At 70.1% G+C, this 22,241-nt stretch carries 17 protein-coding genes; 6 read left to right on the plus strand and 11 right to left on the minus strand.

Annotated elements, in window-relative coordinates; all coding sequences use genetic code 11:
* Position 1 precedes the first annotated feature (1 nt).
* Positions 2–3,436, plus strand: coding sequence for an FtsX-like permease family protein (locus O0235_RS13960; protein ID WP_270056381.1), 3,435 nt, complete (start codon positions 2–4; stop codon positions 3,434–3,436).
* An 84-nt stretch (positions 3,437–3,520) separates the two neighbouring features.
* Here the strand turns inward: O0235_RS13960 and O0235_RS13965 are convergent, their stop codons facing one another.
* The 6 genes from O0235_RS13965 to O0235_RS13990 all read right to left on the minus strand — a co-directional run bounded on the left by O0235_RS13965 (position 3,521) and on the right by O0235_RS13990 (position 7,974).
* Positions 3,521–3,730, minus strand: coding sequence for a hypothetical protein (locus O0235_RS13965; protein ID WP_270056382.1), 210 nt, complete (start codon positions 3,728–3,730; stop codon positions 3,521–3,523).
* A gap of 87 nt (positions 3,731–3,817) precedes the next feature.
* Entirely contained in the window at positions 3,818–4,222 is a 405-nt protein-coding gene (locus O0235_RS13970) for a VOC family protein (RefSeq protein ID WP_270056383.1), read from the minus strand.
* 54 nt (positions 4,223–4,276) lie between these two features.
* The gene (locus O0235_RS13975) at positions 4,277–4,684 is read right to left on the minus strand and encodes a Zn-ribbon domain-containing OB-fold protein (RefSeq protein ID WP_270056384.1); all 408 of its coding nucleotides are present in this window, start codon (positions 4,682–4,684) and stop codon (positions 4,277–4,279) included.
* A gap of 15 nt (positions 4,685–4,699) precedes the next feature.
* Positions 4,700–5,887 (minus strand): thiolase family protein, encoded by a 1,188-nt coding sequence (locus tag O0235_RS13980; protein ID WP_270056385.1) that lies wholly within the window; start codon positions 5,885–5,887, stop codon positions 4,700–4,702.
* Positions 5,888–5,930: 43 nt separating this feature from the next.
* Complete coding sequence (locus tag O0235_RS13985; protein WP_270056386.1) at positions 5,931–6,662, minus strand: MBL fold metallo-hydrolase; 732 nt, start codon at positions 6,660–6,662, stop codon at positions 5,931–5,933.
* A gap of 52 nt (positions 6,663–6,714) precedes the next feature.
* Positions 6,715–7,974, minus strand: a complete 1,260-nt coding sequence (locus O0235_RS13990) for an acyl-CoA dehydrogenase family protein (protein WP_270056387.1) — start codon at positions 7,972–7,974, stop codon at positions 6,715–6,717.
* Positions 7,975–8,031: 57 nt separating this feature from the next.
* Between O0235_RS13990 and O0235_RS13995 the strand changes: the two genes are divergently transcribed.
* Positions 8,032–8,505, plus strand: coding sequence for a YbaK/EbsC family protein (locus O0235_RS13995; protein WP_270056388.1), 474 nt, complete (start codon positions 8,032–8,034; stop codon positions 8,503–8,505).
* Positions 8,506–8,517: 12 nt separating this feature from the next.
* On the opposite strand, the gene O0235_RS14000 is transcribed toward O0235_RS13995, so the two are convergent.
* The gene (locus tag O0235_RS14000; RefSeq protein ID WP_270056389.1) at positions 8,518–10,275 is read right to left on the minus strand and encodes a DEAD/DEAH box helicase; all 1,758 of its coding nucleotides are present in this window, start codon (positions 10,273–10,275) and stop codon (positions 8,518–8,520) included.
* Positions 10,276–10,379: 104 nt separating this feature from the next.
* On the minus strand, positions 10,380–11,219 hold the full coding sequence (locus tag O0235_RS14005; protein WP_270056390.1) for an SH3 domain-containing protein: 840 nt from the start codon (positions 11,217–11,219) through the stop codon (positions 10,380–10,382).
* 192 nt (positions 11,220–11,411) lie between these two features.
* On the opposite strand from O0235_RS14005, the gene O0235_RS14010 reads away from it, so the two are divergent.
* Together O0235_RS14010 and cysS are read left to right on the plus strand one after the other, a co-directional pair.
* Positions 11,412–13,784, plus strand: coding sequence for a CaiB/BaiF CoA-transferase family protein (locus O0235_RS14010; RefSeq protein ID WP_270056391.1), 2,373 nt, complete (start codon positions 11,412–11,414; stop codon positions 13,782–13,784).
* 63 nt (positions 13,785–13,847) lie between these two features.
* Positions 13,848–15,062 (plus strand): cysteine--tRNA ligase, encoded by a 1,215-nt coding sequence (gene cysS, locus O0235_RS14015; protein ID WP_270056392.1) that lies wholly within the window; start codon positions 13,848–13,850, stop codon positions 15,060–15,062.
* Between the two features lie 3 nt (positions 15,063–15,065).
* Here the strand turns inward: cysS and O0235_RS14020 are convergent, their stop codons facing one another.
* Positions 15,066–16,259: a CaiB/BaiF CoA transferase family protein gene (locus O0235_RS14020; protein WP_270056393.1), complete on the minus strand. Its 1,194-nt coding sequence runs from the start codon at positions 16,257–16,259 to the stop codon at positions 15,066–15,068.
* 295 nt (positions 16,260–16,554) lie between these two features.
* Between O0235_RS14020 and O0235_RS14025 the strand changes: the two genes are divergently transcribed.
* Entirely contained in the window at positions 16,555–17,979 is a 1,425-nt protein-coding gene (locus O0235_RS14025) for an HD-GYP domain-containing protein (protein WP_270056394.1), read from the plus strand.
* Positions 17,954–18,502: a TetR/AcrR family transcriptional regulator gene (locus tag O0235_RS14030; RefSeq protein WP_270056395.1), complete on the plus strand. Its 549-nt coding sequence runs from the start codon at positions 17,954–17,956 to the stop codon at positions 18,500–18,502. Before O0235_RS14025 ends, O0235_RS14030 begins: the two co-directional genes overlap by 26 nt.
* A gap of 276 nt (positions 18,503–18,778) precedes the next feature.
* On the opposite strand, the gene dnaG is transcribed toward O0235_RS14030, so the two are convergent.
* Together dnaG and O0235_RS14040 are read right to left on the minus strand one after the other, a co-directional pair.
* On the minus strand, positions 18,779–20,617 hold the full coding sequence (gene dnaG / locus O0235_RS14035) for a DNA primase (protein ID WP_270056396.1): 1,839 nt from the start codon (positions 20,615–20,617) through the stop codon (positions 18,779–18,781).
* 79 nt (positions 20,618–20,696) lie between these two features.
* The gene (locus tag O0235_RS14040) at positions 20,697–22,241 is read right to left on the minus strand and encodes a CARDB domain-containing protein (protein ID WP_270056397.1); all 1,545 of its coding nucleotides are present in this window, start codon (positions 22,239–22,241) and stop codon (positions 20,697–20,699) included.

The raw sequence follows: 22,241 nt of genomic DNA on the forward strand, positions 1-22,241 counted from the left end.
CATGAACGAACTGTTTGGCGTTTCGATGACGATCATTGCGTCGGTATGCGTCGCGGTGACGGCGCTAATTTTCGCCGCCATCGGCTGGATCGCCTGGCGCAACCCCGTGATGTTCAAGATGGGGCTGCGCAACATCCCGCGGCGAAAGGCGCAGACGGCGCTGATCGTCGTGGGGCTGATGCTTTCGACGCTCATCATGAGCGCGGCGTTCGGGACAGGGGACACGCTCACGTCATCCGTGAGCTCAGAGGTGTACAGCATCCTCGGCGAGGCGGACGAGTGGATTTCGTGGGACGCCCAGAAGAACCCCGCGCCCCAGGAAGAGCAGGTCATCCCGCTCGCGACCGTCGATGACTGGAAGCAGCGGCTCGCGGGGGACCCGGATATCGAGGCGATCGTTCCGCTCCAACGCGAAACGCTGCCGGTCTTCAACACGCGGACGCGGCTCAACGAGCCGTCAGCCCGCATCGTTGCCTTCCGGGAAGCGGACGCGGCGGCGCTCGGCGGCCTGCGGGACACCTCTGGGGCGGCCGTCCAGCTCACGGGGCGGAGCATCGCCATCAACGAAGATCTCGCCAGGCAGATCGACGCAAATGTGGGCGACGCGGTGCTGCTGTTCTACCAGGGGCAGCCGGTCGAGTTCACGGTCGTCGCCATCACGCCCTCGAACGTGCTGTCGGGGGCTGTGGACCCCTTCGCGATGCGCGGCGGCACCGTCGCGTTCGACACCTTCGCGCAGCTGACCGGCCGCGGCGACGTTGCCGATGCCGTCATCGTGTCGAACGTCGGCGACGCGCACGGGGGCTTGAAGCGGTCGGATGCGGTGACCGAGCGGCTGGAGCAGCTGCTGGAGGGCACGCCGTACCGCGTCATCCCGATCAAGCAGCAGCTGGTTGCGACGGCCGAGTTCGTCGGTTCGGCGTTTACCGCCATTTTCGTGGTGTTCGGGCTCTTCTCGATTGCGGCCGGCATCCTGCTGATCTTCCTCATCTTCGTCATGCTGGCGGCCGAGCGGAAGCCGGAGATCGGGATGGCGCGGGCGGTCGGCGCGAAGCGCCGGCAAATCGTCGAATCGTTCCTCGCCGAAGGAATGGGGTACGACCTCGGGTCCGCGGTGGTGGGGCTGTTCGCCGGTATGGGCGTGACGGTGGCGATGGTGCAGGTCATCCAGTACTTCGGCGGGGACAGCCTCGGGCTGAACCTGACGGTCCAGTTCACGCCGCGGAGCATGGTCACGGCGTTCTGCCTCGGGATCATCGCGACGTTCCTCGTCATCCTCGTAGCTTCGTGGCGGGCGAGCCGGACCAACATCACGGCGGCGATCCGTGACCTGCCGGAAACGAGCCCGGTCGACCCGGAGGCGTCGACCTGGCGCGGCTACTACCGGGCCGCGATCAACGGCATCGCGGCCTTCAGCCTGCCGATCGGGGCGTCGTTCTTCCTGTTCGGGCCGCCGGGCGCCGTGCTCGGCGCGCCGCTCATCGTCATTGGCCTCATCAGCCCGTGGTTCTACCTGCTTCGGAACTCGGACGTAGCCGCGCCGCGGGCCAGGCGGACCGGCGAGCCGGCGCCGCGCTGGCCGTGGCTGCTGGGCGTGTTCCTCCCGGTCGTCGGCTGGCTGCTCATCCTGCCGTGGTATGCGGCAGCGCTGCTGCTCGTGCGCGTCGTTCGTGACAGGAAGCCCGAAGCGCTGCCGCGGTGGCTGGCGGTCGGCGCCCTGGCCGCCTGGCCGCTGGCGTTCGTCGCGGCGCTGCTCCAGACGTGGCGGGTGCGCGTGCCCTGGACGGCGGCGACGGCCATCGCCTTCGGCATCGCGGGCGTCGCGCTCACCTACGGCGGGCTCGACCGGGACAGCGCCTTCTTCTTCCTCCTCGGGGTTTCCACGATTTTCCTGTGGGCCGCGGTCACCCTGCGGTATTTCGGGGTGTCCGAGCGCCTGGCGTTCACGGCGACGAGCGCGGTGCTGCTCGCCCTCTGGTACGTCCCGAGCCAGTGGCTCGAACCGATTACCGGTCCGCTCGAGGGCGACATCGAAATGTTCTTCCTGAGCGGCGTCGTGATGGTCACGTGCGGGGTGTTCATCGTCGTCTACAACGCCGACGTCGTGCTGCCGGCGCTCGCGAGCCTCGGCAGCCGCTTCGGCCGGATCGTGCCGGCGCTCAAGACGGCGGTCGCGTACCCGCTGACCTCACGGTTCCGGACGGGCATGACGATGGCGATGATCGGGCTCATCATGTTCTCCCTCGTCATGATGTCGACCATCAACACGAATTTCGCCTCGCTGTTCCTGAACGACGAGGCCAAAGGCGGGTTCGACGTGGTCGGCTCGGTGAACGAGAACAACCCGATCGACGACCTTGGCGCGGCGCTGGCGGCCGCGGGCGTCGATACCTCGCCGGTCGAAGCAACCGGCATCGCGCGGGTGGCGAACCCGCAGGAGGTCGAGGTCCAGAACCGCGACGGGTTCGTCAACACTGACGACGGAACGGTTGCCCCCTACAGCCGGGTAAAGGTCTTCGGCGTCGACGACGGGTTCCTCCGGGCTCAGGACCTGAAGCTGAAGTTCCGGGCCGCGGGGTACGCCACCGACGCGGACGTTTGGGCCGCGCTGGCCAGCCAGCCGAACCTCGCGCTCGTACCGGCCGATATCACTTCGTCGCAGCAGGGGTTCGGCGGGAGCAATCTGCGCCTGCGGCTGAAGCCGCTGGCGGACGGGTTCGAGCCGTTCACGCTGGACCTGCGGGACCCGGGCACGGGCGAGGTCACGACCGTGACGGTCATCGGCCAGCTGAAGGAATCGGCGGACACGTTTTTCGCGCTGGGAAGCCCGGATTTCGGCACCGGGCTCGTGATCACGGGGCAGACGCTGGCGCAGGCGTTCCCGGCGGCGCGCGGGCAGATGTTCTTCCTGAAGCTGCGCCCGGGCACCGACAGCGAGGCGTTTGCCAAGCAGGTCGAGGGTGCCCTGGTCCAGGCCTCCGCGGATTCGCTGGACAAGCTGCTCTCCGACCAGCAGCGGCAGCAGACGGGCTTCCTGCTGGTGTTCCAGGGCTTCATGGGGCTCGGCCTCATCGTGGGCATCGCGGCGCTCGCCGTCATCGCGTCGCGGGCCGTCGTCGAACGGCGCCAGCAGATCGGGATGCTCCGCGCCATCGGCTACCAGCGGCGGATGGTGGCGCTGAGCTTCCTGATGGAATCCGGATTCATCGCGATCGCGGGCATTCTCGTCGGGCTGGTGCTCGGGCTGTCGCTCGCCTGGGTCCTCTTCACGACGGGCGACTTTGGCGACGGGACGGAGCAGATCGACTTCACCGTGCCGTGGCTGCAGATCGCCGTCATCTGCGGAATCGCGTTCGGCGCGTCGATGCTGATGACCGTGCTGCCGGCGCGCAGCGCCTCCCGGGTTCCGGTGGCCGAAGCGCTGCGGTACGAATAGGCCGCGGCGTGAGGAAAGCGGACGGGGCTCCCTTTTGGGAGCCCCGTCGTTTCTGATGCGTTCGGCCGCTGCGGGCCGGGCGAATCAGCTGGGCCGGGCGAAGAACCGGCCGATGTTCACGACGACCCGCTCGCGGAGGAGCGAGGCCGCCTTGCGCTGCTCAGGGTCGACGAGCTCGTCGTGCTTGCGCGCGCGGGCTGCCCGGGCGCGGGCGTACTCTTCGCGGAACCGCGCCTCGGGCGCCGGCTCGTGGACCTGCGTCAGGTAGGTGAGAGACATCGGGTCGAGGTTCATATGGCACCTCCGTGCACTGTGCTTGTGCGTTCCTTCAAAACCACCGTAGCACAGTGTGGAGGCAATTTCGTTACGGATTGGAAAATTTCAGCCCGATGTTGCCGATTCCCATGGCTGCCATAGACCGAAGACATAGCCGTCCGGCCCCATGACCGAGCATTCGAGCCTGCCTTCGAACTCGTACGGCTGGGCGATGACCTGTGCGCCGACGCGCAGGGCCGCCCGGTAGGCGGCGAGCACATCCGGCACGCGGAAAATCAGCTCCGCGCCGATGCCGCGGGCGACGCCTTCGCGCGCGAGGGCGTGAAACCRRGGATGGCCGCGGAAGGTCTCGTCGGCGTGGATTTCGACCCGGATGCCGGAGGCGCTGAGCTCGGCGTACCCCGGGTGGCGGGCGATGGACGCAGCGCCGGCGACCGCTGCGAGAAAGTCGGCCAGCGCGCCGACGTCCGTTGCCCAGAGGATGAGGCGGAACTCCGTGTCGCTGCCCACGCCCGAACCGTCGCCCGCGCGTAATCCTGTGTCAAGTGTGAAGAAATAAACTCGTCATAATCGGCCCGCCGGCCGGAAGCGCGGGAGCGTCACGTCGTCGTAGCGCTCGAATACGACTTCCACCGGCATCCCGACCCGGATTTCGTCGTTGGCGACATCGACGAGGTTCGTCGGCAAGCGCGGGCCTTCCTCCAGTTCCACGATGGTGACGTTGTACGGGACCTGGAACGCGGGGTGGTAGCGCTGGTGCATGATGCCGAAGGTGCGGACGGTGCCGCGGCCGCTGGCAGCCTCCCAGGTGAAGCGGTCGGAGAGGCAGGCGTCGCAGTGCTGGCGGGACGGCAGCCGCCAGGTTCGGCAGTCCGCGCAGCGCATGAGCATCAGCCGGCCCTCGGCGGCGCCGTCGAAGAAGGGGCGGGAGGCTTCATCAGGTTCGGGCACGGGAATTTGGGGCTGGGACATCGGGGCGCTCCTCGGTCAGGCGGGGTGGGGGCTGAGGATGAGGCAGGCGTGGTAGCTGAGGCTGCCGCCGTTGCCGGTGACGAGGATGAGGTCGTTCTTCGCCTGCCGCTCGCCGCCGTGCCCGCGGCCCTGGATGACGGCCTCGCTGAGCGGCGTCATGCCCCACATGTAGTAGGCCGAGAGCTCGCCGCCGCCGGTATTCGTCGGAAGCGAGCCGCCCGGCCCGAGCTTTCCATCCTCGACGAAGGGGCCGCCCTCGCCTTTCTTGCAGAAGCCGTAGTCCTCGAGCGTGACGAGGACGGTGTAGGTGTAGCAGTCGTAGATTTGGCACTGGGTGAAGTCGGCGGGGCCGACGCCGGCCATGCGGTACGCCGTTTCGGCGGCGAACTTCGCGCCGGTTTCGGTCTCCCAGTCGGAGCCGGCGCGGCCGCTGTCGCCGGGGTGCCCCTGGCCCATGCCGTGGATGTAGACGGGGGGCTGGGGCATGTCCTTCGCCCGCTCCGCCGGGCTGACGATGACCGCGACGGCGCCGTTCGAAACGAGACAGCAATCGAGCAGGTGGAGCGGCTCGATGATCCAGCGGGAGGCATGGTAGTCCTCGAGCGTGATGGGCTCGCGCATCTGGGCGAGGGGGTTCATCGTCGCCCATTGCCGCTGTCCGACGGCGATGATGCCGAGGTGGTCCTGTTTCGTGCCGTAGAGGGCCATGTGGCGGCGCGCGGCGAGGGCGTACGGGGTGTTGGCGCCGAAATAGCCGGCTGCGGCGTAGAGCCCGGCCATGCCGCGCGGTCGCTGGGGATTGCGGGCCGCGCCGCCGTACGCCGCTCCCGCCGACGTGCCTTCTTTGAGCGGCGCATCGGCGAACACGCAGACGACGTGCGTGGCCATGTCGGCGTGAATCGCCATGGTTGCGTACTGGACCATCTGGGCGGCCGTCGAACCGGCGGCGTTCATGTGGTTGAGCAGCCGGAGGTTCCGGAGGCCGAGGTAGTTCTGCAGCCCGAGCGTCAGGCCGCCGCCGGTCGTACCCGTGATGCCGGCGTTGATGAGGAGGCCGTCGATGTCGTCTTTCTTCAGCCCGGCGTCTGTGATCGCTTTCGCGACGGCCTCGGCGGCGAGTTCGCTCGTGGACTTGTAGATGCGGCCCATGGGGGTCATGCCGAGGCCGGTGATGGCCGCGGCGCCGCGCAGCGGATGTGGCATGGGTGCTGTCTCTCCTTCCGCCGGACCATTCTACCGGCGGGTTTCAGAGGCGGTAGCGCTCGAGGTCGCGGGCGATGACGGTATCGCGCAGGTGGTCCGCCGAAACCCCGGCGCCGAGGTGGGTCAGGACGAGGCGGGCGCGCGGCTGCATGGCGTCCCGCAGCCGGGGGATGTCATCAGCGAGGTTGAGGTGGATGGGGACCCTGTCGCTGACCGACGAACACTCGGCCACGAGCACCTCGACGTCGCGGGCCATCGCGACGATGGCGTCGCAGAAACCGGTGTCACCCGTGTAGGCGAACGTGCGCCCCCCGAGCTCGCCGACGTAGCCGAGGTTGAGACTGAGGCGGGTGTCATGCTCGACGCGGCGGGCCGTGAGCCGGAGCCCTTCGACCTCTACAGACTGCCCGTCGGCGAGCTCGACCCAGCGGAGGTCGTAGGCGATATCGAACAGCCCCGGGTAGACCGAGCGGCCGATTGCCGTCGCGAGCTCGCGCGTGCCGGGCGGGCCGACGATGACCGCCGGCCGCGCCCGGCCGAAGTACTTCCAGTGGAGGAGGATGAACGGCAGGCCGAGGAAGTGGTCGCCGTGGTGGTGGCTGAGGATGACGGCGTCGAGGCCGTTCGGGTCGATGCCCATCCGGTTGAGCGACTGGAGCGCCTGGGGCGGCGCCTCGAAGAGGAACCGCCCCCCGGCGACGAACCCGTTCCAGCAGAGCCCGCCGGGCGCGAATGCGTTGCCGGTGCCGATGAAAGCGAGGTCGAGTGCGGTCATCGGCGGCATCGTAGCGGGCGAACGGTCAACGTTCCCGCGCCGGGGCAGGCGGTTACTCGGTCTGCCGCCGCGCGCTGCCCATCCCGAACATCACCTGGGCGATGCGGCGGATCTGGATCTCGTCGCTGCCCTCGGTGATGCGGTAGCGCCGGTGGTGGCGGTAAATGTGCTCAAACGGCATGTGACGCGTGTAGCCGATGCCGCCGTGGACCTGGATGGCGAGGTCGGCGGCGTTGCAGGCGAGGCGGTTCGCGCGGTAGTTGCACATCGCGACTTTGTCGCTGACCTCCATGTGGTGCTGCTGGTCGAGCAGCCAGGCGGTGCGGTAGACCATCCAGCGGACCATTTCGCACTCGGTCTGGAGCTCTGCGAGCGGCCACTGGATGGCCTGCCGGGTGGCGAGGGGCTGGCCGAAGGTCACGCGCTGCTTCGCGTATTCGACGGCGCGGTCGATGCAGTACTGGGCCGCCCCGACGCCCGAGGCTGCCTGCCGGATTCGGTTCTCGTGGACGAACGTGTTGGCGAGCGCGAGGCCGTCGCCCTCCTTCCCGAGCATCGCGGTGGCGGGGACACGGACGTCCTTGAGGGTGACCTCGGCGTGGTCGGTCGGCATGTTCATCGTCCACCACATGAAGTCGACGGAGAACCCTTCGGCGTTCGTCGGGACGATGAAGCAGCTGATGCCGCGGGGCTTGCCCTCGTCGCCGGAGGTCCGGGCGAAGATGAGGTCATGGGTGGCGTTGTGGAGGCCGCTGTTGAAGCGCTTCTTGCCGTTGATAACCCACTCGTCGCCGTCGCGGACGGCCCGGGTTTCGAGCCATGAGGCATCGGAGCCGTGGTTCGGCTCGGTCAGCCCGAAGGCGACGCGGGTCTTGCCGGTGAACATGCCTTCGAGGAACTCCTTCTTCTGCTCCTCGGTTCCGAACTGCTCCCACATCTTCACGGTCGGGAAGTTGCCGACGACGGACGATTCGTTCTGGAGGTCGTTGTGGAGCCCAAGGCCTTTCTTGGCAAGGTGCTCGCGGATGATGGCCATCTCGAGGTTGGTGCCGTCGCGGCCGCCGTACTTCTTCGGCACGGCGAAGCGGAGCCAGCCGGCGCGGTCGGCGCGGCGGCGCATCTCGGCGAGGAGCTCTTCCCACTCCTTGCGCGGGATGCCGCCGTTTTCGAAATCGGTGCGCGCCCATTCGCGGCGGTGGTCGAAGAAGCGGATGTTGTCGTTCTCCTGCTCGAGCGGCTTGATTTCGCGCTCGATGAACTCGTCGAGTTCCCGCAGGAGGTCGGGGATGTGGGCCGGGAGCTGGAAGTCCATAGGGGCAGGCCTCGCAGGGAGAGATTGCCGGCGTATCCTACCGGCCCGGGGCCGGAGATGCCTGAGAACAAACCAGTCGCCGCGAAGTTGCTCGAGGCGCGGGGCGTCCCGCACCGGCTCGTGCGGTTCGACCCCGCGGTGCGTTCCGCGGAGGGAGTCGCTGCCGCGGCGGGCGTCGACCCGGGGCGCGTTTTCAAGACGCTCGTCGTCGTCGAGGAGCCGCCGCGCGGCCGGCCGTTCCTCGTGATGGTCCGGGGGTCGGCGGAGCTGGACCTGAGGCGGCTGGCGGCGCAGCTCGGGGCGAAACGTCTGAAGATGGCAGCGCCAGCCGAAGCGGAACGGCTGACAGGGCTGAAGCTCGGCGGCATCAGCGCGCTCGCCCTGCTCGGCCGCGGCTTTCGCGTGCTGCTCGATGCCGCGGCGATGGCCCACGACACGGTGCTGGTGAGCGCCGGGGAGCGCGGCGCGGACATCGAACTCCGGCCGGGCGACCTGGCGGCGGTCACCGGCGCGCGAATCGTGGATGTCTGACCGGGAGCCTGGCTACCCCAGCAGCTCGAGGTACTTCCGCTTCATCCAGTCGCCTTTGCGGCGATAGTCGGCGGGCGTGGCGAGGGTGCCGCGCTGGCCGGTCTCGCGCGCGTAGGCGGCGTTGAGGACCGCGAAGTGGTTTTCGCGCTGGCCGAAGCGGCGCGCGCGCTCGCGGGCGGCGCGGGCCGTCCACGTCTTGCAGTACTCGATCGCCTCCTGCAGCTCCGCCTGGAGGTCGACGACCGTTGCGCGCGGGTCGTTGGCGGGTGCGGCAACCGGAGGGGCCATTCGCGCGGCAGACGGGTGCGGCGGCGCGGGCACGCCGAACATCGTGAGCTGCTGACCTTCGATGAGCCGCCCGGTTTCGTCGAGCACGGCGTCGCCGGCTTCGATCACGTCGACGATCTCCGGGGCGCCCGGCCGGGCCGCATCGTCGCCGGGCTCAGCTTCCTCGAGGGGCGCGTCCGGCGCGGTTTCGTCTGCCGCATGACCGGGAGCGTCGACCGGGCGGGGGATGGCGGGGATGGCGGCTTCGCGTTCGAGGTGGTCGATGATGGGCGCGAGCCGGGGGTCGCGACCGATGAAGACGTGCAGCACGTTTTGTGCTTCAGGGAGGCTATGGTTGAAGCGGAGTCCCCGGCCGAGCTGCTGGATGACAGGCTCGCGGCTGAACACGGCATCGAGCTTGAGGAGGACCGAGACGGTCGGGGCGTCGAAGCCCTCGCTGGCCTTCCGGACCTGGATGAGGACGTCGTAGCGGCCGGCGTGGAAATCGCGCATGCGCCGCTCGGCCTCGGCCGCCGGGAGGTCCTCGCCGCTGTGGACGACGGTGCAGCGGAGGCCGGGGTGGTGTTTCGCGAAGACCCGCGCCAGGTGGTCGGCGTGGGCGGTGGTGGCGGCGAAGACGAGCCCCTGGTGCTGGCCTGGCGCGAGGGCGCGTTTCCGCTCGAGCGTGATCGCGAACTCGCGGACGAGCGGCTCGACATAATCGTCGTTCCAGCGGAGCTGCTGGCGGACGCAGCGCTGGTCGAAGTCTGGCAGCTCGGCCATTTCGGAGGCGGTGAAGGTGTAGATTTCGCCTTCCGCGCTGCGGAGTTCGACGGCGTAGTCCTTCATCTGCATCGCGAGGCGCTTGAGGATGCGGCCTTCGCGCCAGGCCTGCCGCATCGTCACGTGGACGAGCGGGTCGATGACGAGGCCGTCGCCGTCTTCGGCGGGCAGGTAGCGCGCGCCGGCGAGCGGCTCGCGGTCGAGCCGGACCGGCGTCGCGGAGAGGAGCAGGCTCGTGGCGACGGGGAGCTGCCGGAGCGCACCGGCCCATTGCCCGCGTTCCCCAAGGTGGTGCGCTTCGTCGCAGACGAGGTGCACGCGGCGCCTGGCGCAGAGGCGGGCGTACCGTTCGGGCGCGGCAGCGACCTGCTGGTAGGTCGCCACGACCACGTTGGCCCGGTTGGCGGCCGCACGGTGGAGCGTTGCGTTCTCCGCGAGGTACTTGCGGGCATCGAACCGGGCGCCGAGGAGGGCGAGGGCGCGCTCGATGCCGTCGTAGACCTGCGTCCTGAGGACATCGGTGGGCGTCAGGTAGAGGCAGGTATCGACGCCGGCTGTCGACGCGGCGACGAGGAACGAGCCGACGCCGATGACGGTCTTGCCGTAGCCCACCGGCACGACGACCAGCTCGGCGCGCGAGCCGCCAGCGAGCGCCTCCCGCCAGCGGCGGAGCGCCTCGGCCTGGCCGGGCCGAAGGGAAGCAGCTTCGAGGTCGATCATGCCGGCTGATCCCGTCCCGTCGCTGGCATCGGGATCAGGCTACCGTCCGCGGGCGGTGTCAGCAGCCGTGGAGCTCGCCACAAGGCGTCATGCGCCGTTCGGGGTCAATCGGCGGCGGCGAGGGGTACGACGGCGCGGTACTGGAGCAGCGGGCGCGTCGGCCCYYGGGCGCTCGGCGCCGCCGCCGGGCCGGTCTCCTTCTGGAGGTACTGCCCGGCCATCCAGCCTTCGCCGACGGGGGTGGCGACCCGATACCAGTCGACGCCGACCTGTCGGACTGGTCCCTCGATGACCGTCACGCGGGTGCCGTGCGCCAGGCACTGGATGATGTCTCCGCCCGGGGCCGTCCGGAGCCGCAGGCAGTCGCCGGGCGTGTTGACCCGCGCCGCGTCGCCGGGGGCGAGGAGCGCGCCCGCCGGAGCTGCCTCGCGCGGCTGGCCCGCGCCGGCCGGGAACCGGTAGATGCGGACCTGCAGGCCGCTGGCTTGTGCCTGGGCGAAGGGGTCATAGCCGGGCCGGAGGCGGACGACGCCGTCCCAGAGCTGGTTCGAGTCGATGGCATCGAAGGTCCCGTCGCCGCGGTTGCGGATGATGATGGCGGTGTGGAGGCCGGGGTAGTCGGCATCCGGGGACGTCCAGCTATCGAGCGCAACCTGGATGACGTCGCCGGGGCCGGCGTCTGCGGCCGAGACTTCGATGGCGCCGGCTTCGAGGAAGCCTTCGCGGTAGTCGAAGCCCATCTCGCGCCCGGTCGCTTCGAAGACGACGCGCTTCACCCRGGGCCAGCATTCGCCCTGGTAGGTGCCGAGGTCGCGCAGGGCGCGCTCGACGATCGGATGGCTGGAATCGGCGGCTGCGGGCTTGAACGGCCCGGCGGCGCCGAAGAGGGTCAGCATGGCGACCAGGACGGCTGCCRKGGTGTGCCGGTGGCGGGTCATCGGCATCGCACCTGCTCCTGTTTCCCGGGGGCTCCGGGCACCGTACCCCAGCCGCGCCCTTTGTGACAACCGGAACGATAGCGAAATCAGCATGCTGACCACGCCAAACGCGGGAAATCCCGGTGAACGCCAGGGAAACCGCAGCGCGCCGGCCGGCGCGCCGCTGCTCTTTCGGCCGGCGCGGCTATGATCGTCGCCATGACCGCGCTGCAGCCGCTTTCCGGGCTCCGCGTCCTCGAATGCGCCGGGTGGAACGGCGTGCTGGCCGGCCGCCTGCTCGCCGAGGCCGGCGCGGACGTCGTCCGGGTGGTCGGGCCGGACGGGGATCCCCTGGACCGCGAACCGCCCTTCTTTGGTTCCAGCGGGGTATCGATCCAGTCCGCGTTCTACAACGCCGGCAAGCGCGTCACGATGGTCGACCTTTCGGACGCCGCCGGCCGGGCGCAGTTCCTCGACCTCGCGCGCGCGGCCGACATCCTGCTCGAGGACTGGCCCCCTGCCTCGCCGCCGTTCGAGGATGGTGACCTCCGGGCTGCGAACCCGGCGCTGGTTCGCGTTTCGGTGACGCCGATGGGTCTCGACGGGCCGCGCAGCGGCTGGCGCGTGAATGACCTCGTCGCCAACGCGCTCTGCGGCTCGGCGTGGCTGACGGGCGACGCGGCGAGCCCGCCGATTTCGGGTTACGGCAACCAGTCGCACCACACGGCCGGGCTGTACGCGGCGGTGGCCGCGCTGGCCGGCTACCGGTTCGCGCGCGTCACCGGCGAAGGTGTGCGCATCGACCTTTCGGCGCACGAGGCGCTGGTGTCCTGCACCGAGCAGCTCCTGATGCAGTGGTTCTTCCCGAACGGCACCTGGGGCACCCCTATCGCCAGGCGGCAGGGGAGCCTCCACTGGAGCGGCGCGTACGAGGTGTACCCGGCGAAGGACGGCCACGGGGTGATGGTCACCGCTTCGCTGAAGCTGACCGAGGTGCTGGTGCCGTGGCTCATCGAATGCGGCGCCGCGCAGGACCTCGCCGACCGTGAGAAGTACCCGGACGTCATCGCGATGGTGAAGAACCTCCCCTACGTGATGAAGGTGCTGCGGGAGTGGGTCGCGACCTGGGAGCGCGGCGAGGACCTGTTCTACGAAGGCCAGCGGCGGCACCAGCCGTTCGGGGTGGTGTGGAACGTCCGCGAGGCTATCGAGCGGAGTCCGCAGATCGAAGCGCGCGGGTACTTCTCGGAGGCGGAGGTGCCCGGGTTCGGCAGGGCGAAGCTCCCCGGCCGATTCTTCCGGACGAATGCCGACGGGCCGCCGCTGGCGCTGCCGGCGCGCATCGCCGTGAGCGAGGCCGGATGGAAGCCCCGCACGGGAGGTGCCCGGCAGGCGCGCGCCGCCAGCCTCGACCGCGCGCGGCCGCTGGAAGGCGTGCGCATCCTCGACTTCACGCACGTCCTCGCAGGGCCGTTCGGCACGCGCGTGCTCGGCGACCTCGGCGCGGAGGTCATCAAGGTGAGCAGCGCGAAGCGGAGCGGCGGCGCGAACTCGCCCGACCACCCGTACTACGTCTGCTGGAACCGGAACAAGAAGAGCGTAGCGCTCGACATGACGCGCCCCGAGGCCCGCGCCGTGGCCCGCGACCTGGCCCTGAAGTCGGACGTGATCATCGAGAACTTCTCGGCCGGGGTGCTGCGGCGCTGGGGGCTCGACTACGCGTCGCTGGAAGCCGAGCACCCGGGGGTGACGGTCATCTCGATGGGCGGCATGGGGCAGGACGGCCCATGGAAGGATTTCGTGACGTACGCGCCGACCATCCACGCCCTCACCGGCCTGACCTACCTGACGAACCCGGAAGGGACGCGGACCGACGGCTACGGCTTCTCGCTCACCGACCACCTGAGCGGGCTGGCCGCCGCGCTCGCTGCGCTCGAAGGTCTCGAGCACCGGGAGCGGACGGGCCGCGGGCTGGCCGTGGACCTCGCGCAGTACGAACTCGGGCTCGGCATCATGGCGCCGGCGCTGATGGACTTCCTCGCCAATGGAACGAACCCCGAGCCGCCCGGCAACCGCCACCCGTTCGACGCGTGGGCGCCGCACGGCATCTACCCGTGCGCCGGCGACGACCGGTGGATTGCCATCGCGGCGCGCGGCGATGACGAGTGGCGCCGGCTCGCGGGCATGCTGGAAATCGACCCGGGCGGCCAGTTCGCGACCCACGACCTCCGCGTCGCGAACTGGCGCCAGCTCGACGATGCGATCGCGTCGCGCACCCGCCGGGAGGACGCCTTCGAACTCGCCGAGCGGCTCCAGCGCGCCGGCGTCCACGCCGGGCCGGTTCAACACGCCCGCGACCTCGCGGAGAGCGACCCGCAGCTCGAGGCGCGGGACTTCTTCGGGAGCGCACGGGCGGAGAAGTGGGGCGAGTACGGCCTCGACCGGTTCCCGGCCCGCTTCGACGGCGCCCGCCCGCCGGTCTACGAAGGGGTCCACCAGGTTGGCGAAGACACGTTCGACGTCCTGGCTTCGGTGCTCGGCTATGACGACGGCCGCATCGCCGAGCTGATGGCCTCCGGCGCGCTCAGCTGAAGGTTGCGAAGAGAAACCGAGCCTCTGCTACGCTAGCCGAAGCCCGCCGCGAGGAGCCGCCACGTGCCGTTTCGCCTGTTCACGTCGCTGGGGAACGAGGTCCGCGAATTCCGAACCGTCAGCCCCGGCGAGGTCCGCATGTACGTCTGCGGGGTCACCCCGTACGACGTCACCCACCTCGGGCACGCGTTTTCGTACGTGCAGTTCGATGCATTACGGCGCTATCTCGGCTGGCTCGGCTACCGGGTGCGGTACGTCCAGAACGTGACGGACATCGACGACGACATGATCATGGTCTCCCGGCGGCAGGGCGGCCGGCCGATCGCCGAAATCCGGGACGAAAACGACGCCATCCTGCGGGCGGACCTGGACCGGCTGAACGTCCTCCGGCCGACCGTCTATCCGTACGCGACCGACCACATTCCGGAAATCATCGAGACGACGGCGCGCCTCATCGAGCGGGGGCATGCGTACGTGGTGGATGGCGACGTGTTCTTCGACGTCGCCTCGTTCCCGCGCTACGGGCGGTTGAACGGGCTGACGCTGGAGGAGCTCGGAAAGCGGGAGAACCCGGAATCGAAACGGGCGCACAAGAAGCGCGGCCACCTCGACTTCCTGCTCTGGCAGCAGGTGGACCCCGGCGACCCGGCGTGGGACAGCCCGTGGGGCCCGGGGCGGCCCGGCTGGAGCATCGAGTGCACGGCCATGGCGGTGAAGCACCTCGGCACGCAGATCGACATCCACGGGGGCGGAAGCGACCTGAAGTACCCGCACCACGAGAACGAAATCGCCCAGGCCGAGTGCGCCTACGGCGTCGAGCCGTTCTGCGGCTGGTGGGTGCACAACGGCATGCTCCAGCTCGAAGGGGTGAAGATGAGCAAATCGCTCGGCAACCTCGTGCTGGCCCGCGACCTGATGCGGACGTACGAGCCGGACCATCTGCGCCTCTACCTCCTCAGCCACCATCTCCGCGCGGACGCGAACTACGTCCCGGGGGCGCTCGATGCGCTGGCTGAGCGGTACGGCCGGCTGAAGGCGGCGGTCGGCCAGGCCGGGGAGGCCGAACCCGACCCGGCAGTCCTTGGCGCGATGACGGAACGGCTCGGCGACGATTTCGACGTCCCGGGGGCGCTGGAGGCTGCCGACGCCGCGGCTTCCCGCGTGCTCGCCGGCGCGGGCCGTCCCGGGGTAGCCGCGGCAGTCCGCGCCGGGCTGCAGGTGCTGGGCTTCGCCTTCGCCGGGGCGCGCGGACCGGCCAACGGCGACGTTACGCCGTGACGGTCAGTCCGCGGCGGGGCCGATGACCCGCTCGGCGCTCAGCCGCGCGATTTCCTCGTCGGACAGGCCGGCCTCGCGCAGGACTTCGGCCGTATCGACGCCGAGGTCGCGGGCGGGGAAGCTGAGGCGGGGCGGCGTTGCGGAGAGCTGAATATGGGGCCCGACGACGCGCTGCCGCCCGAACTTGGGGTGGTCCGTCTCAGCGAGGTAGCCGTTCGCCCACGCCTGCTCAGATTCGGCGAGCTCGAGGTAGTCCTGGACGACGGAGGCGGGGACATCCTCCTGCCGGAGCCGCTCGAGCCAGTGCGCTGAGGTGTTGCTGGCGAACGCCGCTTCCATGATTGGCTCGAGTTCGTGCCGATTCTTGTAACGAACGAAGCCGCGCGCGAACCGCGGGTCGTCGATGAGATGGTCGAGGCCCAGCGCCCGGGCGATGCGCGGCCAGAACTTCTGGTCGATGCCGACGATCATCACCCAGCGGCCGTCGGAGCACTGGTAGTGGCCGACGGTCGGGGCGGCGCGGAACTCCCGCGGCCGCTCTTTGCCGAAGTGGAGCGCGTGGAGGAGTTCGGGCGCCTGGAGCGCGAGCTGGGTGCCGAGGAGCGAAACCTCGACGACCTGGCCGCGGCCGGTGCGCTCGCGCGCGTAGAGCGCGGTCATGATGCCGAGCGCGAGGTTCATGCCGCCGGTCTGGTCGGCGATGCCGGGGTAGGGAATCTCGGGCCGGTGGCCGGRGCCGCCGCCGGCGTGCTGGGCGAAGCCGGAGTAGGCCTGCGCGATCTGGTCGAAGGATGGGAGCTTCGCCATCGGGCCCCTCGAGCCCCAGCCGGTGGCGCGGGCGTAGATGAGCCGCGGATTCCGTTCGCAGACGATGTCCGGGCCGAGGCCCCAGCGCTCCATGGTCCCGGGCCGGAAGTTCTCGACGAGGATATCGGCGCCCTCGGCGAGGCGGAGCGCGAGGTCGACGCCCTCCCGCCGGCGGAGGTCGATGCAGACGGAGCGCTTGCCGCGGTCGAGCGATTCCCAGAAGGCCGAGAAGCCGTCCGGCTCCCGCCACATGCGCCGGCCGTAGTCGCCGCCCGGGTCTTCGACCTTGATGACGTCGGCGCCAAAGTCGGCGAGGATGACGGTGGCGAAGGGGCCCTGCTGGTAGCGGGTGAAATCGAGGACGCGGATACCTTCGAGCGGTGCTGCCATGGGCGGGAGTGTACGCGCGGAGCGGCTGGCTGCGAAGGCCGCCGCGGTCACCGGACTGTCACCCGCTGTCACCAGCGACGGCACGGCAGGGGGCGATTGCGGCGGTACAGCCTCCTGCGAGTCAGCCGATTGAATACGGTAGAGGCCACGGCCGCCGGCGCGGCGGGCCGCCCCGGCCGTTCACCCGGCGGCGCGCCGGGATCCTGTGGCGACAGCACCACGACAATTTGCCATCGGCAGCGCGGGGCCGATGGGCTGCAGCGGGCATCCTGAGCGGTCGATAAGTAACCGTGAGATGTCCCGCCCATCCACCCGCAGCCCGCGCGAAGACTGGTTCATCGCTCTGACGTTCGCGGGCGGGGCGATGGCGTTCACCGCGGCGTTCTTCCTCCAGCCGCTCGGCGACCCGGTCGGGCTCGCCGTCGTCCTGCTGCTCGCCGTGCTCACTGAGGCGCTCTCGGTCCGGCTCTACTTCGGCGGCTGGGTCTCCGTCAGCTTCGTCGGCACGGCGATGGCGGCGGTCCTGTTTGGGCCGCCCGGGGCAGTGACGACGGCCGGCGCGATTGCGATCGCAGGCTGGCTGACGGGCGAGCGGGACCCGCGCAAGCTCGCGTTCAACTTCGGCCATGAAACGCTGGCGGCATTTTGCGCTGCGCTCGCGGTGATGGCCATCCAGGCCGCGGCGGATGGGCACGTGCCGCGGCCGGTGCTCGCGCTCGCGGAAGGCGGCGCCGCCGCGCTCGTCCTGTACGCCATCGACGGGGCGTGGGTCGCCGCGATCATCGCGCTGACGAGCGGCCGGGCGATCGCTTCGAGTTTCCGCGACAACATCGGCTGGCTGTTCCCGTACTACGCGATTCTCGGCCTGGTCGCCGGCGGGCTGGCGGTCATCTTCCRGGAGCTGGGCGTCGCCGCGGTGGCGGTGATGGTGCTGCCGCTCGTGCTGGCGCGGTACTCGGTGACCCAGTTCGTCGAGCGGACGCGGGAGAACGTCATCCGGCTGGAGCGGTCGAACGAGCAGCTGCACCGGGCGTACATCGAAATCCGGGACATGTCCGAACAGCTGCGGGACGCCTACACGGGGACGCTGGAGTCGCTCGTAACCGCCYYGGACGTGCGCGACCAGGAGACGCGCGGGCATTCGGTCCGGGTGGCGCAGCATGCGCTCGACATCGCGAAGCTGCTCGGCATCAAGGACGAGGAGGAGCTGCTGACCATCTACCGCGGCGCGCTGATGCACGACGTCGGCAAGATCGGGGTGCCGGACGCGATTCTGCTGAAGCCGGACCGGCTGACCGAGGAGGAGTGGGAGTTCATGCGGCGGCACCCGGCGATGGGCTACCGGATCCTCGCGCAGGTGCCGTACCTCCGGCCGGCAGCGAAGATCGTGCTGGCGCACCACGAGCGGTGGGACGGCGCCGGCTACCCGCGGGGGCTCGAGGGGGAGGAGATCCCGCTCGGGGCCCGCATTTTCGCGGTCTGCGATACGTACGACGCGATCATTTCCGACCGCCCGTACCGGCGGGGGCAGTCGCCGGATGCAGCGCTTGCTGAGATACTGCGCTGCGCGGGGAGCCAGTTCGACCCGCGCGTGGTGGAAGCGTTCGAAGCGCTGTTCCCCCGCTGGAAACAGGAGACGTTCGGGAACCCCGCCCGGCCGCTGCTCTACCTCCCGGCCTGGAGGCAGGACGACGATGCGCCAGGAAGAGCGGCGAGCTAGGACTCGGCGGCAGCTGCTCGACGCTGCGCGGGCGGCCTTCGCGGCGCGCGGGTTCGACGGCGGCTCGCTCGATGCGATCGCTGCCTCGGCAGGGCTTTCGAAGGGGGCGGTGTACGCCCACTTCCCGACGAAGCTCCACCTGTACGCGGCGGTCATCGGCGAAGTGCTCGACGAAGCGAAGGAGCGCCTGGAAGCCGTTGCTGCGGCGCTCCGCAAGGGGGACCGGTCCGACGGCGCCGCGCGGCGCTACTTCCGCGGGGCTGCCGGCGATGCGGAACACGCGGCTCTGCTGATGGACGCCTGGACGGCCGCCACCCGGGAGCCGGAGGTGCGGGCGCTGCTCGACGCGTACCTCGCGGAGCGGCAGGCGGCGCTCGCTGCCGCGGCGGTCGATGCCGGGGCGCGGCCGGAGGAAGCGCTCGCCCTCGCCGCGGTGACGGGCCGGCTCATCGACGCCGCGGTGCTGCACGAGCGGCACGAAGGTTCCGCAGGGTCCGTCGCCGGCGGACATCGCGGGGCATGACGAAGGGGGCCGGTATGCCGGCCCCCTCCCTGGGTGTTGCGCTCCTGGCTTACCAGCGGATGGTCAGCATGGGCGCAGCCGTCGAAACGACCGCGACCGCAGCCAGCGCGCCAGCAACGAGGAGCATCCGGAGCCTAGCCATTAGGCACCTCCCGCGATATTCCGGACGGAACATGCCGACCGGCCGGTATGTAATACGTCCGCGCCGGTAAAGGTGTCAAGATGGGGAACAGGCGGTGGACGGGGGAAAACGGCTTCGAATTGTAAAATTTTTCGTCAGCGGGCAGGCGGGTGCTCGCGGCGGTGGATGCTCAGGCCGAGTTCGAGCTCCTCGATGAGCGCTTCGGCAAGCTCCCGCTCCTCGCCGGGCGGGATTTCGCCCCGCCAGGCTGCCGCGGCGAGCTCGGCCAGGCGATTAGGCCCGAGGCGCTGCTCGGCTTCCGAAAGCTCCTGCGCGCGGGCTGCCTGGTGCATGCGGATGCGCTCGCGCAAGACGGCGGCGATTTTCTCGTCGGCAGCGCGCCGCGCCTCGAAATCGGTGAGCGGCGGGAGACGGTAGGCCGCCAGCCGCGCCGCGCGGGCGCCGACATCATCGACCGGCTCCGCCGCGGTCTCCGGGTCGCGAAGCCAGCGGCGGAAAATCTCCCGCTCCACGGCTCCTGTGAAGAGGGTTTCCGGGTAGTTCCGGTAGGCGAGACGGAGCGCCGGGTGCTGGAGGAGGATGGCGAGGAGCACTTCCTCCGGGTTCGGGGGGCTCGCGCGGCCGGCGGACCGGGGCACCCGGGCGGGGCGCGGGGTTTTCAGCCGTTCGGCGACGCTCGCCTCGGTTACGCCGAGCTGGCGCGCCACGCGCTGGATGTAGAGGGCCCGCTCGACCGGGTCGCGGACTGCGAGCAGCACCGGCCGGAGGCGGTCGACGAGGTGGCGGGCCTCGAGCGGAGAGGCGGGGCGGGCATCGCCCAGCAGGCGCCCGAGCAGGAATTCGACGAACGGGACGGCGCCGGCGATCGCCTGCTCCCAGCGGGCCGGGTCTTCCCGGACGAGTTCATCCGGGTCGCAGCCCGGCGGCAGGGCTGCGACCCGGAGGTCGACGTCGACCTCAGACGAAAGTTCGTCGGCCGAGCGGGCCGATGCCGCCGCCTGCTCGTCGGTTTCGAACCCGAGCACGAGGCTGCCGGCGCGGGCGGCGGCGTTCATCCCGGCGGCGTCGGGGTCGAGCGCGAGGACGATGCGCGGCGCGAACCGCCGGAGGAGCGCGGCATGGTGACGCGTGAGGGACGTCCCCATGGTTGCGACGACGTTGCGGTAGCCGGCCTGCCACGGGCCGAGGACGTCCATGTAGCCTTCGACGACGATGACTTCCCCCTTCTCGCGGATGGCTCCAGCGGCGTGGTGAAGGCCGAACAGGGTGCGGCTTTTGTCGAAGATCTCCGTCTGGGGCGAGTTGAGGTACTTCGGCTCCTCGCCGTGGAGGCCCCGGCCGCCGAGGGCGACGAACTCGCCGCGTTCGTTGGCGATGGGAATGATGACCCGGCCCCGGAAGCGGTCGTACGGTTCGCGCCCTTCGTCGGATTCGACGAGGACGCCGGCGGCGAGCATGTCGGCTTCGGTGTAGCCGCGGTTCAGCAGGAAATCGCGCAGGTGGTGCCAGCCGGCCGGAGCCCAGCCGAGGTGCCACGCTGCGATGGTCTCCGGCGAGAGGCCGCGCCGCTCGACGAGGTAGGCCATCGCCGCCTCGCCGCCGGCCTCGCGGAGCTGCCGTTCGTAGAAGCCGACAGCGGCCGAGACGATGGCGGCGAGCCGCTCGAGGTGGGACCGGCGCTTCGGGTCGTCGTCCTGCAGGCTGATGCCGGCTTCGCTGGCAAGGAGCCGCAACGCGCCGCGGAAATCGAGGTTCTCCCGCTTCTGGACGAACGTGAAGAGGTCGCCGCCTTCGCCGCACTGGCCGAAGCAGCGCCACGTGCCGCGGTCGGGGAACACGTAGAACGACGGGGTTCGCTCGCTATGGAACGGGCAGAGCCCGCGGAAGCTCCGCCCCGATTTCTGGAGCTGCGTGAATCGCCCGATGTAGGCGACGAGGTCGACCTGGCGCTTGATGGCGTCGACGACGTCCATGGTGCACATGGTACGGCCCGGCGCGGCCGCCGGGGCGAGGGGAGCAGCGCGCTCCCGGCGGCCGGGGCCGTCGCCTCGCCTACGGGAGCTGCACCGTCGTGCTCGCCATGGGCTGGTTGCCGACGTACACGGTTACCGTTGCCTCGCCGGAGCCGGCGGGGCGGGCCACGGCGATGACCGGCGACGACTGCCCGGTGGCAAGGGCGATGCTCACGCTGTTGCTGGTGATCTGGCCGCCGAGCTGGACCTGGACGACGACCGTGGACGCGGGGAGCGGCCCGCCGTCGTTGCGCACGGTGACTTCGATGGTCGACCCCGTGACGTTCGCCGCGGTGATGACGAGGTTCGGCGCCTCGACGGGCGGCTGGAGCACGAACGTCGCACTGTTATTGTCCTCGCGCTGCTCGCGGACGATGTTGGCCGGGTCGACGGTCACGATGGCGCGTTTGCCGCCCTGGGTGATGGGGGGCGAAATCGGGAACTCGACGACGGTGGAGCCGCCGTTCGCCGCCAAATTGACGTTGACCGCCAGCTCCTGCTGCGGAACATCGCCGCCCACCGCGACCACGAGGGGCCCGCTGTAGGCGTTGTTGCTGACGTTCGAAATCGTCACGCGGAGGACGGCGCCGCCGCTCGCGAGGACCGCGTTGGTCGGGACGAAGTCGGGCGCGTTCGCGGCTGGCGAGGGGGACGGCGAAACGGTGGCCGTGGGCGAGGTCTCCGCGGTGGGCGTGGCGGTCGGCGCCGGGGTGGGCGTCACGTCGCGAACCGGGACGAGGTCGAGGGTGTCGAGCGGTTCGATCGCGGTCCGGCGGACCCAGCCCTGGGTGCCGGCCGGCGGCTGGACGAGCAGCCATGCGAGGTCGCGCGTCTTCCCGGTAATCGTGACCTGCGACCCTGCGCGAAGGCTGCCGGACTCGGGGAAGGTATCGCCGGGCCCCTCCCGGACGGTCGCGTCGGCGACGACCCTGCCCTGGATTGCCTGCGGGCGTTCGCCCACCGGCTCGATGGCGACGATGCGGACCTTCGCGGAGTCTTTCGAGGCCCCGGATTCGGCGAAGACGCGCACGAAGATGTCGTAGGTGCCTTTGTCGGCGACGGTAAAGCGAAGGGTCACGCGATACCGGTTGTCCGGCGGCGTCTCCGTAAGGTCGACGGCATCGGCGACGCGATCGCCGACGAACAGCTCGACGCGGCGAATCGGCTCGGTGGCGGACGCCTGGACGACGACGTCGTGCGGCTGATTGATTTCGAGGCGCTGGTCGCGGGCCGGGCTGTCGATCTGGACGGCGAACTCGGTCGCGATGCCGCCGTTGCTGCCGCCCCCGCTGATGAGGCTGAAAACGAGGAAGACGAGGATGCCGCCGACCACAGCCGCAAGGAACAGGAAGACATAAAACATCGGTTGGCGGGCCGGTGGTTCGTCGCCGCCGTAGTAGTCGTCCTCATCCCACGGGTACTCCTCGTCGGCGTACCCGTCGTCGTCGGGGTAGACGTCGGGGTCGGCGGGCGCATACCGCGGGTAGGGCGGCGGGGTGCCGGCACCGATGACAGGCTCATCCGCAGGCGGGGGCGCACCGATCACCGGCTCATCGTCGAAGCTGGAGCCGTAACGGTTGGACAT

The sequence above is a fragment of the Tepidiforma flava genome (assembly GCF_027594505.1).
Taxonomy (GTDB): domain Bacteria; phylum Chloroflexota; class Dehalococcoidia; order Tepidiformales; family Tepidiformaceae; genus Tepidiforma; species Tepidiforma flava.